We start from the raw sequence: 15,001 nt of genomic DNA on the forward strand, positions 1-15,001 counted from the left end.
CGCGGCCGGCGTCATGCCGGTTTTTCGATGGTTTTCTTGGAGGATGTGTGCCGTTTCCCGTGGTTTCGCCTGTGGTGTCGAATGTGAAATTGCTCAGCCGTGAGCAGGCCATCCTGGAGTTCAACCGGCGGGTGCTGGCCCAGGCGCAGCGCGATGACGTGCCCCTGCTGGAGCGCTTGCGCTACATCTGCATCGTCTCGTCCAACCTGGACGAGTTCTTCGAGGTGCGATTTGCCGACGTTCTGGAAGCCGCACGCACCCCTGGCATCGGCATCGGACGCGATGAGGTGGCCCTGGCCACCAACCTGGCCCAGGCGCTGGTGGAAGACCAATACCGGGTGTTCAACGATGAGTTGGCCCCGGCCCTGCAAGCCGCCGGCATCTGGATCCTCAACCATGCCGATCGCAATGCCGCCCAGCGCGAGTGGGTGGCCAGCTTCTTTCGCAAACAGGTTCAGCCCCTGTTGGTGCCCATCGGGCTGGACCCGTCGCATCCGTTTCCTCAGGTCGCCAACAAGTCACTGAACTTCATCGTGCGCCTGGGCGGCCAGGACGCCTTCGGGCGAGACAACGACATCGCCATCGTCCGGATTCCACGCGTGCTGCCGCGGGTGATCCGCCTGCCTGCGCACCTGGTGGACCCCGGTCAGCAGGCGTTTGTGCTGCTGTCCAGCATCATCCGGGCGCACCTGGAAGAACTCTTTCCGGGACGTGACATCCATGCCTTTTCGCAGTTTCGCATCACCCGCGATTCCGACATCGAGGTGGACGAAGACGATGTGACCGACTTGCGGCAAGCCCTGCGCTCCAAGATGAGCACCCGCCAGTTTGGGCGCGCCGTGCGGCTGGAGGTGGTGCGCTCATGCCCTGACGACCTCACCGCGTTCCTCGTGGAGCAATTCGACATCGACCCGCAGGCCGTGTTCAGGGTGCATGGGCCGGTGAACCTGGTGCGCTTGACGCAACTCATCGACCAGGCCGATGCGCCGCACCTGCGGTTCCCCGACTACATGCCGGGCTGGCCTGAGGGCCTGCCCACCACGGGATTGTTTCAGCACGTGCGTCACCATGACTGCCTGTTGCACCACCCGTTCGAATCCTTTGACGCCGTGGTGCAGTTCTTGCGCGAGGCCGTCTACGACCCGGACGTGCTGGCCATCAAGCAGACCATCTACCGTACCGGCAGTCAGTCGGTGTTGATGGAGCTGCTGCTGGAGGCCGTGCGCCGAGGCAAAGAGGTGCTGGCCGTGGTCGAGCTCAAGGCACGCTTCGACGAAGAGGCCAATATCAACTGGGCCGAGCGTCTGGAGGCCCTGGGTGCCCAGGTGGTTTACGGTGTCGTGGGGCTCAAGACCCACGGCAAGATGATGCTGATCACGCGTCGCGAAGGGCACCGGCTGCGCCGCTACGCCCACCTGTCTACCGGCAACTACAACCCGCGCACGGCCCGCTTGTACACCGATGTGGGGTACCTGACGGCCAGCCCTGAGTTGACGCACGACATCGACACGGTGTTTCAGCAACTGTCCAGCCTGACGCAACTGCGTCCACCCAGGCAACTGCTGCTGGCCCCCTTCAATCTGCAGACCCAGATGCTGCGCCTGATCGAGCGCGTGGCCGATGCCGCGCGAGCAGGGCGGCCGGGGCGCATCGTCGTCAAGGTCAACTCCCTGACCGATGAGGTGCTGGTGCACGAGCTCGTCAGGGCCGGCCAGGCCGGTGCCCACATTGACCTCATCGTCCGGGGCGCCTGCATCCTGCCACCCGGCCTGGAGGGGCTCACCGACCGCATCCGCGTCCGGTCGGTGGTGGGACGCATGCTGGAGCACACCCGCGTGTTTTATTTCCGCTGGGGTGATGCCGAGCACGAAGAGCAGCTCTACCTGTCCAGCGCCGACTGGATGAATCGCAACATGACCCGCCGTGTGGAGGTGGCCTGGCCGGTGCGTCATCCTGCCTTGCGCCAGCGCGTGATTGACGAGTGCCTCATTCCCTACTTGCTGGATGCGCGAGACGCCTGGCGCCAGCTGCCAGACGGTCGCTATGAGCGTGTGCCCCCCACCGGGCACAGCGCCCAGCAAGCCCTGATGGCCCGACATCACGACCGTCATCCGACCGACACCTGAGCCTGCTACGCTGGCCTGCACCGCACCGGAGACCTGACATGGACCTGATCCTGTGGCGCCACGCGCAGGCCGAAGCCCTGCCCCTGTCGGACGAGTTGACCCGCCAGGCGCAGGCGGGTGAGTCCGTCACCATCCAGATCGACTGGCAGGCCGACCTGGCCCGCGTTCTGACGGCCAAAGGCCAGCGCCAGGCCGAGCGCATGGCCGTGTGGCTCAACGCCCGTTTGCCTGAAGGCACGCGGGTGCTGGTCAGCCCGGCGCAGCGCACCCAGCAAACCGCGCTGGCCTTGGGGCGTTCGTACAAGACCGTGGCCTCCATTCATCCTCAGGCGTCGGTGGACGATCTGCTGGCGGCCGCCCGTTGGCCTGATGCGCGCACCCCGGCCTTGATCGTGGGGCACCAGCCCGCACTGGGGCAACTGGCCGCGCGCCTGCTGACCGGCCAGGATCTGGCCTGGTCGGTCAAGAAGGGGGGCGTCTGGTGGCTGCGCTCACGTGAGCGGGACGGACAGAGTCAACTGTTGTTGCACGCGGTGCAGAACCCCGACAGCCTCTGATCACCCGATCAGCCCGTGGGGCATCGCCCCGTGAGGCCATAATCGCTCCATGAGCGTTGTTCGTGACCCGCAGAGTTTGTCGTCCCGTCTGGCTCGGGCGCAATTCCGCTTGAGCGTGCGGGTGTACTGGGAAGACACCGATGCCGGTGGCATCGTGTTCTACGCCAACTACCTGAAGTTCATGGAGCGTGCCCGAAGCGACTGGTTGCGCAGCCTGGGCCTGGGGCAGGAGCGCTTGCGCACCCAGGGCCACGGGGTGTTCGTGGTCAGTGAAACCCATGTGCGTTACCTGCGCTCGGCCCGTCTGGACGACGAGCTGGTGGTCACGGCCTCCTTGCGCGAGCGCGGGCGCGCCTCGCTGGTGTTTGATCAACTGGTGATGTGTGGCGAGCACGTGTTGTGCGAGGGTGACATCCGGGTGGGTTGGGTGCAGCCAGACGCACAAGGCCAATTACGCCCCGCGCGCATGCCGTCCACGATCGCGCAAGCCCTGCCGGCCCCATGGACCGAGTCCGTCCCCGGTGAAACCCACGGACATTGAGAGACCGAGACACAAGGTAAAGATTCATGAATCAAGACATGTCGATCCTCTCGCTGGTGCTGCAGGCCAGCCTGGTCGTGCAACTGGTGATGGCCTTGCTGCTGGGGGTGTCCCTGGTCAGCTGGAGCGTGATCTTTGGCAAGGTGATGGGCCTGCGACGGGTGCGGCAGGACAATGCCGAGTTCGACCGAGAGTTCTGGGCGGGCAGAACCCTGCAGGAGCTCTTTCAGGATGCGTCGCGCGGTGAGGGCCCCCCGTCACCCCAAGAGCGGATCTTCGCTGCGGGCATGCGTGAGTTCATGAAGCTGCGCGACAAGCGTGTCACCGACGTGAACGCTTTGCTGGATGGCGCCCGCCGTGCCATGCGCGCCAGCTACCAACGAGAGATGGATGCCATTGAGGCACGCCTGGATTTTCTGGGTTCGGTGGGCTCGGTGTCGCCCTATGTGGGCCTGTTCGGCACGGTCTGGGGCATCATGCACGCCTTCACCGGGCTGTCCAATCTGCAGCAGGTCACGCTGGCCACCGTGGCCCCCGGCATCGCAGAGGCCCTCGTGGCCACCGCCATCGGCCTGTTCGCGGCCATCCCGGCGGTGCTGGCCTACAACCGGTTCGTGCGCGACATCGACCGCATCGCCATCCAGATGGAGTCCTTCATGGAAGAGTTCTCCAACATCCTGGCACGCAACATCCCGCCGGCAGCGGCCGAGCCTCCGCGCGCGGGCATGGGGCGCTGAGATGGCGGGGATGTCGTCCGGCCGCCGTGCGCGGCGGCTCAAAAACGAGATCAACATGGTGCCGTTCATCGACGTCATGCTGGTCTTGCTCATCATCTTCATGGTGTCGGCACCATTGCTGCCCACCGGGGTGGTCGACCTGCCCAGCGTGGGCCAGGCTCGGCAGACCCCGCAGCAGGTCATCGAGTTGGTGGTCGAGAGCGAAGGGGCCGTGCGCATCCGCGTGAACCAGCGCGATGTCGAGACCACCACCATGGAGAACATGGTGGCGCAGGTTCAGGCCTTGCAGGCCCAAAGCCCGGGAGGCGCCGAAGGTTCTCCCGTCATCATCAGTGCCCGCAAAGACCTGCGTTACGACACCGTCATGCAGGTGATGGACCGGCTGAACCGCGCTGGTGTGCCCCGGGTGGGGCTGTCGGTGCGGCCCACGGGGGGCTGAGCCATGTCGGCGGCAGGGCTGTCTGCGCGTTTTGAGGGCCCTGGCGGCCGTCCGCAAGCCCCCGACCAGTGGGGGCTGGGCGCGGCGATGGCCCTGGGTGCCCACCTCTTGCTGGTCGCTGCGCTGGCACTGAGCCTGAACTGGAAGGTCAACGTGCCGCACGTGGCCGAAGCAGAGCTCTGGGCCGAGGTGCCTCGCGCGGCAGCGCCGCCCGCGCCAGTGCCTGCGGCCCCACCCCCGGTCGAGCCGACGCGGCCCGTGCCACCACCGCCCGCACCGGTCGCAGAGGTGCCGCCGCCTCGACCCGAGGCCGACATCGCCGTGGCGCCGACACCCGAGCGGCCACGCCGTGCCCCGCCCAAGGAGGTGTTTGACACCAGCCCGCCGAAGCGGGCTGAGCCGGCCAGGGAGCGCCCACCCAAGGCTCCACCCAAGACGCCACCCAAAGAATCCCCTAAGGTTCAGCCCAAAGCCCCGGCCGCCCCGACGGCCAAGGCGGCCGACAAGCCGGCGCCACAACTGACGGCGGCGGAGCGCGAGGCCCAGCGCCAGGCCAACCTCATGCGCATGATGTCGGAGCTCGGCACCCTGGGCACCTCAGGGCAAGAGGCCCAGTCGGCGGGCCCCACCAGCAACTATGCGGGGCGCATCAAGGCCAGGATCAAACCCAACATCGTCTTCACCGAGTGGGTGCAGGGCAACCCGCTCGCGGTGGTGGAATTGCGCTGTTCGCCAGACGGCCGCATCGTGGCCAGCCGTTTGGTCACGCCCTCCGGCGTGCCGTCCTGGGATGCCGCCGTGCTGCGTGCTGTCGAGCGCACCGAGGTGCTGCCCGCCAATGAGCAGGGCCGCGTGCCACCGGTGATCGTCATCGAGTTCCGGCCGCGCGACTGACGTGCGGCGCGCTCAGGCCAGCGCCTCGCGGGCGCAGCGGGCTTCATCCAGCAGCACCGACAGCGGCGGGATGTCGCGCTCCCAGGCCAGACGCACGGCGGGGGCGTGGCCTGAGGCATGCAGGGTGGCCAGGGCCTCCCAGAGTGCCGGCGGCACCCGATGATCGGTGAGCGCCGAGTCGGCAGACCAACGCTGGAAGCCGCCGATTTCCAGCAGACCCAGGCCCTCGACGGGCAAGGCCTGAATGCGTGCGACCAGGTCATCCACGGCCGGCAGCCAGGCCCCGTGGGCCGCCAGCAGGCTCGCCAGTGCCTGTGGCAGGTGAATGCTGCGCCGCCGTTGCGGCGTGTTCAGCCAATGCGCCACCAGCGACTCCTGGCCACGAACATCGCCGGCCTCGGGCAAGGTGGTGCAGCGCGCCCACAGATCGCCGGTGCACCACTGGGCGCCACGGAGCGGGCCCGATGGTGACACCAGGGCCAGTGCCTCGGGGTCGGGCGTGCCATGGGCCCAAAACACCCCCTGCAGGCCGCTGCGGGCCCACCCTGCGGTGCCGAGTTGTCTCCATGCGGGCACGTGCTGGAGATGAAGGTCTACCAGCAAGGGCACGGGGGCAGGGGTGTCAATGCGCACAAGCTTGCAAGAGAGTCTGGCCCCCGATTCTGGCGTTTTTCATCTCCCGCTGCGAGGTAATTTTTCATAGCATGATCGCAAGGCGCAGAGGCGGCCTGTTGCGCCGCCCTGCCTGCCGTAAGGACACCCATGGCCGACACCTCTTCTGTTGACGCCCGCAACGGCGGGTCTTCGTTGCCCCCGGAATCCGGCAGTTTTGTCTGGCCTGTGCCACCCCATTCCAGTTATCCGCTGGACCAGGCCCGGCACCACCACGAGCCCTGCGACATCGTGGGCCTCAATGGCAGGCTCATGCACGGTCGGCTCAACTTCTTTGTGCCCGAGCAACAACTGGCACACATCCAGGTGCCACCCGCGCGCACGACCATGCCCCTGCGCTTCGGGCACTTTCAGTCGCTGTTGCTGACGCGGGCCATCGTGCCGCGCGATGCCTTGCTCAGCGGTCCTGCCCCCCTGGACGCGCTGGCCGAGCGCCCCCACATGGGCTACCGCGTTGTCACACGGCATGGCGACATCCTGGTGGGCGACACCATCGGGCATGTGAACCTGGATTTTGGTTTGTTCCTGTTTCCGCCGGTCGACGAGCACGGCGCGGTCAGGCGCCTCTTCATCCCGCGCGAGGTGATCGATCGCATCGAGTTTGTTCCGCTGGGTGCTCAGCCAGCGCCTGTGGCCGATGAGCTGACCCTGGCTCCCGGGCCCCTCGACGAGCGCCCCGAGCAGGCACATGCCGATGTGGCGCCCCCGGCGCCTGCGGACGTGCCCGGGGCAGCCCAGCGCCAGGCCCTGGAGGCCATCTTGGGCCACATGGTGCAGACGCCCTCCGAGCTGATGTCGGCCATCGAAGCCCAAAGCCGCATGCCCATGGTGCGCATTGGCGAGGCGCTGATCACCATGGGCCTGATCACCGAGGACCAACTGCATGAGGCCTTGAGTCAGCAGCAGGGCGATCGCAGCGTGCCGCTCGGTGAGTTGCTGGTGCGTTTGGGGCTGATCACCCGTCAGGATTTGCTGCTGGCCCTGGCCCGCAAGATGGGGTATCCGGTGGTCGATCTGGCGCGATACCCGATCGATCCTGATGCGCTGCACAAGGTGCCCTTCAACGTGGCGGTGCGCCTGTCGGTGGTGCCGCTGTACCTGAAGGACAACGTGCTGGTGGTGGCCGTGGAAGACCCCAGCAAGCGCCTGGTGCTGTCCGAGCTGGAGTTCGTCACCCAGTGCAAGGTCAAACCCGTGCTGGGCCAAAGCCTGCAGCTGGAGCTCGCCTTGCGCGATGCTTATGGCCGGTTGGGGGCCGATGTCTCGGCCCTGGCCTACATCGATGCCCCCATGGTGTCGGTGGATTTTGACGCGCTCGATTCTGGCAAGCTCGTCGAGAGCCTGGAGCGCGAGGGCCTGGAGGGCACAGGCTCCGAGGATGAAAAAGCCATCGAGCAGAGCGACAACTCCCTGGTGCGCCTGATCAACACCATGATCATCGAGGCGTATTCGCAAGGGGTGTCCGACATCCACGTCGAAAGCCACCCAGGCCGCGAGAAGGTCAAGATCCGCTTTCGCAAAGACGGCTTGCTGGTGCCGTACCTGGAGCTGCCGCACAACTACCGCAGCGCCATGATCGCGCGCATCAAGATCATGTGTGATCTGGACATCTCGGAGCGCCGCAAGCCACAGGATGGCAAGATCAACTTCGTGCGCTTCGTGCCCCAGTACCGCATCGAATTGCGGGTGGCCACCATCCCCACCAACAACGGCCTGGAGGATGTGGTGATGCGCATCCTGAGTTCGGCGCGCCCGATGCCGCTGGACAAGCTGGGCCTGAGCCCCGCCAACCTCGGCCAGTTCAAGGAAGCCCTCGAGCGCCCCTATGGCCTGATCTTGTGCGTGGGGCCCACCGGGTCGGGCAAGACAACCACCTTGCATTCGGCGCTCAGCTACATCAACGTGCCCGAGCGCAAGATCTGGACGGCCGAAGACCCGGTTGAAATCACGCAGCCGGGCCTGCGCCAGGTGCAGGTCAACCCCAAGATCGACTGGACCTTTGCCAAGGCGCTGCGGGCCTTCCTGCGCGCCGACCCCGATGTGATCATGATCGGTGAAATGCGCGACGAGGAGACCGCCTCGATGGGCATCGAGGCCTCACTGACGGGCCACCTGGTGCTGACCACCCTGCACACCAACAGCGCCCCGGAAACCGTCACCCGCTTGCTGGACATGGGCATGGATCCGTTCAGCTTCGCCGACGCCCTGCTGGGGGTGATGGCCCAGCGTCTGGTGCGGCGCTTGTGCGTGGCGTGCCGTGTCGAGCACGAGGCCACCCCGGAGACCATTGAAGACCTGCTGCAAGAGTACCTGCAGGCCTTTCCCGACGGCAGCCACATGCCCCCCAGAGACCAGATCCTGAAGGACTGGATGGGGCGCCATGGCCACGAGGGGGTGCTCAGGCATTACAGCAACACGGGCTGCGAGCAGTGCAACCACACGGGCTTCAAGGGGCGCCTGGCCATCCATGAACTCATGTTGATCAGCCGCGACATGCGACGCCTCATCCAGACGGGCTCTCGGGCCGAAGAACTGCAGCGTCGCGCCATGGGCGAGGGCATGCGCACCTTGCGACAGGACGGCATCGAAAAGGTGCTGGCCGGCCTCACGAGCATCGAAGAGGTGCGCGCTACCAGCAACACCTGAGTCAGGTGGAGTGCAGACCTCACGAATTTCGGGTCTGTTGTGGATGTGCTGCACGCAAACGCCAAAAAAGGTGCAAGATAGTCACGACGGAATCGCCAAAGTGGCGGGCGAAAGCAGGTCTAGTCTGCCGATGCCACTGTGACGATTTCCTCGATCTTTGGTGTCAAGGCGATGCAGCAGCGGTCGCGCCGGTTCACCAGGCAGATCCGGCCTTCCAAAGCGGCATCCATGTTCCAGGCGATGGTTCGGAGGTCGGTATGGACGTGATCAGCAACTTCGCAGCTCGGTACGAGCGCACGCGCGAAGAAGAGTACACCCTCGAGGAATACCTCGAGATCTGCAAACGCGACAAGACGGCCTTTGCCACAGCGGCCGAGCGCATGCTGCAGGCCATCGGTGAGCCGCAGATGATCGACACGCGCAATGACCCGCGCCTGTCGCGCATCTTCACCAACAAGATCATCAAGGTCTACCCGGCCTTCGAAGAGTTCTTCGGCATGGAAGACGCCATCGAACAGGTGGTGAGCTACTTCCGGCATGCCGCCCAAGGTCTGGAAGAAAAGAAACAGATCCTGTACCTGCTGGGCCCCGTGGGCGGCGGCAAGTCGTCGATCGCCGAGCGACTGAAGTCGCTGGCCGAGAAGGTGCCGTTTTACGCCATCAAGGGTTCGCCCGTGAATGAGTCCCCACTCGGACTCTTCGACCCGGTGGAAGATGGCCCTATCCTCGAGAAGGAATACGGCATCCCCCGCCGCTACCTGCAGCGCATCCTGAGCCCCTGGGCTGTCAAGCGCCTCGAAGAATTCGGCGGCGACATCCGTCAGTTCAAGGTGGTCAAGCGCTACCCCAGCATCCTCAAGCAGGTGGGCATCGCCAAGACCGAACCCGGTGACGAGAACAACCAGGACATCTCCAGCCTGGTGGGTAAGGTCGACATCCGCAAACTCGAAACCTACGCCCAGGACGACCCGGACGCCTACAGCTACTCGGGTGGCCTGTGCCTGGCCAACCAGGGCCTGCTTGAGTTTGTGGAAATGTTCAAGGCACCGATCAAGGTGCTGCACCCGCTGCTGACCGCCACGCAAGAGGGCAACTTCAAGGGCACGGAAGGCTTCGGCGCCATCCCGTTTGACGGCGTGGTGCTGGCGCACAGCAACGAAAGCGAGTGGAAGGCCTTCCGCAACAACAAGAACAACGAAGCCTTCCTGGACCGGATCTACATCGTGAAGGTGCCGTATTGCCTGCGCGTGAGCGAAGAGATCAAGATCTACGAGAAGCTCGTGCGGGGTTCTTCATTGGCCAAGGCACCGTGTGCGCCGGGCACGCTCAAGATGATGAGCCAGTTCGCGGTGCTCACCCGCCTGAAGGAGCCTGAAAACAGCAGCATCTTCAGCAAGATGCAGGTGTACGACGGCGAAAGCCTCAAGGACACCGACCCCAAGGCCAAGTCCATCCAGGAGTACCGCGATTACGCCGGTGTGGACGAGGGCATGAGCGGCATTTCCACGCGCTTCGCGTTCAAGATCATCTCGAAGGTCTTCAACTTCGATCCGGCCGAGGTGGCGGCCAACCCCGTGCACCTGATGTACGTGCTGGAGCAGCAGATCGAGCGCGAGCAGTTCCCGGCCGAGACCGAGCAGAAGTACATCGCCTACATCAAGGAGATGCTGGCACCGCGCTATGCCGAGTTCATCGGCAAGGAGATCCAGACGGCCTACCTGGAAAGTTATTCCGAATACGGCCAGAACATCTTCGACCGCTACGTGACCTACGCCGACTACTGGATTCAGGACCAGGAATACCGCGACACCGACACCGGCGAGATCTTTGACCGCCAGTCGCTGAACGCCGAGCTGGAGAAGATCGAAAAGCCGGCCGGCATCGCCAACCCGAAGGATTTCCGCAACGAGATCGTGAACTTCGTGCTGCGGGCCCGTGCCAACAATGGCGGCAAGAACCCGCTGTGGACCAGTTACGAGAAGCTGCGCACCGTGATCGAGAAGAAGATGTTCAGCAACACCGAAGAGTTGTTGCCGGTCATCAGCTTCAACGCCAAGGCCAGCGCCGACGAGGCCAAGAAGCACGAGGACTTTGTCAACCGCATGGTCGACAAGGGCTACACCCCCAAGCAGGTGCGATTGCTGTGCGAGTGGTACCTGCGGGTGCGTAAATCGTCCTGACCTGGCGAGGCGGCTTCAGCGACCCTCAGGCAGTGCAGAAACGGACAAGCGATGCGGCAACACATCATCGATCGGCGGCTGGCGGGCAAGAACAAATCCATTGGCAACCGCGAGCGCTTTCTGCGGCGCTACAAGACGCAGGTGCGCGAGGCCGTGCAGCGCGCCATCAATGGGCGCAGCATCCGCGACATCGAAAAGGGCGAAGACATCGCCATCCCCAAGAAGGACTTGTCTGAGCCCACCTTTCGCCACGGCGAGGGCGGCACGCGCGAGGTGGTGCACCCGGGCAACCGCGAGTACGTGCAGGGCGATCGCATCGAAAAACCCCAAGGCGGGGGCGGGCAGGGCAGTGGCAACGGCCAGGCCAGCGACTCGGGCGAGGGTGAGGACGACTTCGTCTTCAGCCTGAGCAAGGAAGAGTTCATGCAGGTCTTTTTTGAAGACCTGGCCTTGCCCAACCTGGTGCGCACCGCCCTGGCCGAGGTGCCTGAGTGGAAGAGCCAGCGCGCCGGCTTCAGCAGCGATGGCACACCGAACAATCTGCACGTGGTGCGGTCGATGCGGGGCTCATTGGGCCGGCGCATTGCGCTGGGGGCCTCCAGCCGCCGAGAAATCGCCGAACTGGAAGACCGTCTGACCGAACTGCAGGCCTTGCCCGAGTCGCTGGACGCGGCCGTGATGCGCGATCGTGCGGCCGAGATCGATGAGATCGAGCAGCGCCTGAAGCACCTGCGCGGACGCGTGGCCGGCATTCCCTTCCTCGACCCGATCGACCTGCGGTTTCGCAGCCGCGTCAAGGTGCCGGTGCCCACCACCAAGGCGGTGATGTTCTGCGTGATGGACGTCTCTGGCTCGATGGACGAGCAGCGCAAGGAGCTGTCCAAGCGGTTCTTCATCCTGCTGTACCTGTTCCTGACCCGGCACTACGACAAGATCGAGCTGGTCTTCATCCGTCACCACACCCAGGCGGCCGAGGTGACGGAAGACGAGTTTTTCCACGCCACCGAGACCGGGGGCACGGTGGTCTCCAGCGCCCTGGTGCTGCTCGATGAGGTGATTCGTGCCAGATACCCCACCAGCGAGTGGAATCTGTACGTGGCGCAGGCATCCGACGGTGACAACTGGCATCATGACTCCAGCCGTTGTCGCGAGATCCTGGAAGACAAGATCCTGCCGCTGGTGCGCTATTTCGCCTATGTGCAGGTGGCGCAGACCGAGCAGAACCTCTGGGACGAGTACATGGGCCTGGCCGAGAGCCACAAGCACTTTGCCATGCGCAAGGTGCTGGACGCCTCGCAGATCTATCCGGTGTTCAGGGAGCTGTTCAAGAAGGAAGGGGTCGACGCATGAGCGCACTGCTTTCGTCCATACAGCCTGACAAGCCGCTGCCAGGCACCTCCGACTGGTCGTTCGATCTGATTGACCAGTACCACGAGGTCATTCGGTCTACCGCGCAGCGTTACCAGCTCGACACCTATCCCAATCAACTCGAGATCATCACGGCCGAGCAGATGATGGACGCCTACGCCAGCGTGGGCATGCCGGTGAACTACCGGCACTGGTCTTACGGCAAAGAGTTCATTGCCACCGAGAAGAACTACCGCCGGGGCTACATGGGCCTGGCCTACGAGATCGTCATCAACTCCAACCCCTGCATCAGCTACCTGATGGAGGAAAACACCATGGCCATGCAGGCCCTGGTGATCGCGCACGCGGCCTACGGACACAACAGCTTCTTCAAGGGCAACTACCTGTTCCGCATGTGGACGGATGCGGGCTCCATCATCGACTACCTGGTCTATGCCAAGAACTACGTGGCGCGCTGTGAAGAGCGTTACGGGGTGGATGTGGTCGAGGAGTTCCTGGATTCGTGCCATGCCTTGCAGAACCACGGGGTGGACCGTTATCGTCGCCCTGGCAAGTTGTCGCTGGACAAGGAATTGGCCCGTCAGGAAGAGCGCGAGGCCTACCTGCAGCAGCAGGTCAATGACCTGTGGCGAACCCTGCCCAGGCGCGCCGATCGCGCAGAAGAAGAAACGGTGCGACGCTTTCCGGCAGAGCCTCAGGAAAACCTGCTGTACTTCATCGAGAAGCACGCGCCCTTGCTGGAGCCCTGGCAGCGCGAGATTGTGCGCATCGTGCGCAAGATTGCCCAGTATTTCTACCCGCAGCGTCAGACCCAGGTCATGAACGAGGGGTGGGCCACCTTCTGGCACTACACCTTGCTCAACACCATGTACGACGATGGCTGGTTGAGCGACGGCATCATGCTGGAATGGTTGCAATCGCACACCAACGTGGTGTACCAGCCTCCGGTGGGGCACCGGGCCTACAGCGGCTTGAACCCCTATGCCCTGGGCTTCGCGATGTACACCGATCTCAAGCGGATTTGCGAAAACCCGACCGAGGAAGATCGGGCCTGGTTTCCGGATTTTGCCGGCTCGGCCGTCGGCACGCCCAAAGAGGCGCACGCCTGGCTCAAGACCCTGGATTACGCCATGCGTAACTTCAAGGACGAGAGCTTCATCGGGCAGTTCCTGTCGCCCAAGGTGATGCGGGATTTCCGCTTGTTCTCCATCCGCGACGAAGAGGAAGACAGCGAGTACGAGGTCAGCGCCATCCACGACGACGCCGGGTACCGCCGTCTGCGCGAGACACTGTCACGCCAGTACGACCTGGGCACGCGCGAGCCCAACATCCAGGTCTGGAGCGTGAACCTCCGGGGCGATCGATCGCTGACCCTGCGTCACGCACAACACAACGGGCGGCCGTTGAACGACGGCACGCGCGAGGTGCTCAAGCACGTGGCCCGCCTGTGGGGCTTTCCGGTGCACATGGAAAGCGTCGATGCGTCGGGAGACGTTCGGCAGCAATGGACGGTCGTCCCGGCATCGATGGAGTGACATTCGTCACGCCTGGGACGCGCAATTCGCCTGGTGAAATTCTCAGCCCCGGAATAAGCCCCCGGGGCACTTGTTTATCGGCCTAAAGATTCGGCGCCGGCGGCAAAGAATGCTGTTCAAGCAGCACATCTTTGCCCACCATGTCCGACCAAGGTTCCCAAGACAAGCAGTTGCCCGCCAGTGAGCGGAAGCTGCGCAAAGCCCGAGAAGACGGCGACGTCGTCCGCTCGCGGGACCTGGGGCATTTTCTGGTGATCCTCGCGGCCACGGGGGTGCTGATGGGCTTGACACCGCTCTGGGTGGAGCGCCTCAAGGCCCAGGTGGTGTCGGGATTGCGCTTTGACGCGCGCACGGTGGCCGCCCCCGACATGATGGTGGAGCGCCTGTCCCGCTGGTCCGTGGATGCCTTGTGGCTGGTGGTGCCCTTTGGGCTGGCCATCGCCCTGGCGTCGCTGGCGGCGGGGGTGCTGGCTGGCGGCTGGGTGCTCTCTTTCAAGGCGGTGGCGCCCAAGTTCAGCAAGCTCAATCCCATCCAGGGGCTGGGCAATCTGTTTGCCAAAAAGCAGCTCATTGATGCGCTCAAGGGCAGTGCGCTGGCATTGATTCTGGGCACGGTCGGGGCGTTTTTGTTGTACCGATCCTGGCCCTCGATGGTGGACTTGCTGTCACGCCCCCTGCCGGCCGCGTTCGCGGACTTGGGCTACACGATGGGCTCGGTGCTGGGGGCGATGTTGCTGGTGATTGCCTTGTTCGCCCTCATCGACTGGCCCTTGCAGAAGTTCCTGTTTGCCCAGCGCATGCGCATGAGCCATCAAGAGGCCAAGGACGAGCTCAAGCAGACCGAAGGCAACCTGGAGGTCAAGGGCCGCATGAAGCAGAAGATGCGCGAGATGTCGCGCAAGCGCATGCTGGCCGCGGTGCCGACGGCCGATCTGGTGGTGATGAACCCCACCCACTACGCTGTGGCGCTGAAGTACGACGAAGCCCGCATGGGTGCCCCTCGCGTGGTGGCCAAAGGGGTGGATGTGCTGGCCTTGAAGATTCGCGATGTGGCCACCGAGCACAAGGTGCCGGTGCTGGAGGCCCCGCCGCTGGCGCGCGCCCTGTATGCCCACACCGAGCTGGACATGGAGATTCCCGTGGCGCTGTACAGCGCCGTGGCCCAGGTGCTGGCTTACGTCTTCCAACTGCGTCAGGCCCTCAGTGGCCAGGCCCCCATGCCCGGCACCATGCCGGACCTGGACGTGCCGCGCGAGATGGACCCGCACCACCAGACCCCACAGCCCGTTTGAGCAGGCAGGTAGCA

12 protein-coding genes are annotated in these 15,001 nt (G+C 64.4%); 11 read left to right on the forward strand and 1 reads right to left on the reverse strand.

Annotated features, from left to right (window positions below):
• Window positions 1–47: 47 nt before the first annotated feature.
• From ppk1 to WNB94_RS12575, 6 genes are read left to right on the forward strand one after another with little or no spacing between them, the layout of a single operon-like run.
• Window positions 48–2,126: a polyphosphate kinase 1 gene (gene ppk1, locus WNB94_RS12550; RefSeq protein ID WP_445819070.1), complete on the forward strand. Its 2,079-nt coding sequence runs from the start codon at window positions 48–50 to the stop codon at window positions 2,124–2,126.
• 38 nt (window positions 2,127–2,164) lie between these two features.
• Window positions 2,165–2,683, forward strand: a complete 519-nt coding sequence (locus WNB94_RS12555) for a SixA phosphatase family protein (RefSeq protein WP_341390748.1) — start codon at window positions 2,165–2,167, stop codon at window positions 2,681–2,683.
• 49 nt (window positions 2,684–2,732) lie between these two features.
• Window positions 2,733–3,224 (forward strand): tol-pal system-associated acyl-CoA thioesterase, encoded by a 492-nt coding sequence (gene ybgC / locus WNB94_RS12560; protein ID WP_341390749.1) that lies wholly within the window; start codon window positions 2,733–2,735, stop codon window positions 3,222–3,224.
• A 26-nt stretch (window positions 3,225–3,250) separates the two neighbouring features.
• Window positions 3,251–3,961, forward strand: coding sequence for a protein TolQ (gene tolQ, locus WNB94_RS12565; RefSeq protein ID WP_341390750.1), 711 nt, complete (start codon window positions 3,251–3,253; stop codon window positions 3,959–3,961).
• 10 nt (window positions 3,962–3,971) lie between these two features.
• On the forward strand, window positions 3,972–4,400 hold the full coding sequence (locus tag WNB94_RS12570; protein ID WP_341390751.1) for a biopolymer transporter ExbD: 429 nt from the start codon (window positions 3,972–3,974) through the stop codon (window positions 4,398–4,400).
• 3 nt (window positions 4,401–4,403) lie between these two features.
• A complete protein-coding gene (locus WNB94_RS12575) occupies window positions 4,404–5,294 on the forward strand; it encodes an energy transducer TonB (RefSeq protein ID WP_341390752.1) in 891 nt (296 codons plus the stop codon).
• Between the two features lie 12 nt (window positions 5,295–5,306).
• On the opposite strand, the gene WNB94_RS12580 is transcribed toward WNB94_RS12575, so the two are convergent.
• On the reverse strand, window positions 5,307–5,927 hold the full coding sequence (locus WNB94_RS12580; RefSeq protein ID WP_341390753.1) for a hypothetical protein: 621 nt from the start codon (window positions 5,925–5,927) through the stop codon (window positions 5,307–5,309).
• A 129-nt stretch (window positions 5,928–6,056) separates the two neighbouring features.
• On the opposite strand from WNB94_RS12580, the gene WNB94_RS12585 reads away from it, so the two are divergent.
• From WNB94_RS12585 to flhB, 5 genes are all read left to right on the forward strand, one after another.
• The gene (locus WNB94_RS12585; protein WP_341390754.1) at window positions 6,057–8,612 is read left to right on the forward strand and encodes a GspE/PulE family protein; all 2,556 of its coding nucleotides are present in this window, start codon (window positions 6,057–6,059) and stop codon (window positions 8,610–8,612) included.
• Between the two features lie 257 nt (window positions 8,613–8,869).
• Window positions 8,870–10,792, forward strand: a complete 1,923-nt coding sequence (locus WNB94_RS12590) for a PrkA family serine protein kinase (RefSeq protein ID WP_341390755.1) — start codon at window positions 8,870–8,872, stop codon at window positions 10,790–10,792.
• A 51-nt stretch (window positions 10,793–10,843) separates the two neighbouring features.
• The gene (locus tag WNB94_RS12595) at window positions 10,844–12,142 is read left to right on the forward strand and encodes a YeaH/YhbH family protein (protein WP_341390756.1); all 1,299 of its coding nucleotides are present in this window, start codon (window positions 10,844–10,846) and stop codon (window positions 12,140–12,142) included.
• Window positions 12,139–13,695, forward strand: coding sequence for a SpoVR family protein (locus WNB94_RS12600; protein ID WP_341390757.1), 1,557 nt, complete (start codon window positions 12,139–12,141; stop codon window positions 13,693–13,695). The genes WNB94_RS12595 and WNB94_RS12600 overlap by 4 nt, the downstream gene beginning before the upstream one ends.
• A 140-nt stretch (window positions 13,696–13,835) precedes the next feature.
• Window positions 13,836–14,987 (forward strand): flagellar biosynthesis protein FlhB, encoded by a 1,152-nt coding sequence (gene flhB / locus WNB94_RS12605; RefSeq protein WP_341390758.1) that lies wholly within the window; start codon window positions 13,836–13,838, stop codon window positions 14,985–14,987.
• Window positions 14,988–15,001: the final 14 nt, after the last annotated feature.

This window comes from Aquabacterium sp. A3 (assembly GCF_038069945.1).
Taxonomy (GTDB): Bacteria; Pseudomonadota; Gammaproteobacteria; order Burkholderiales; family Burkholderiaceae_C; genus Aquabacterium.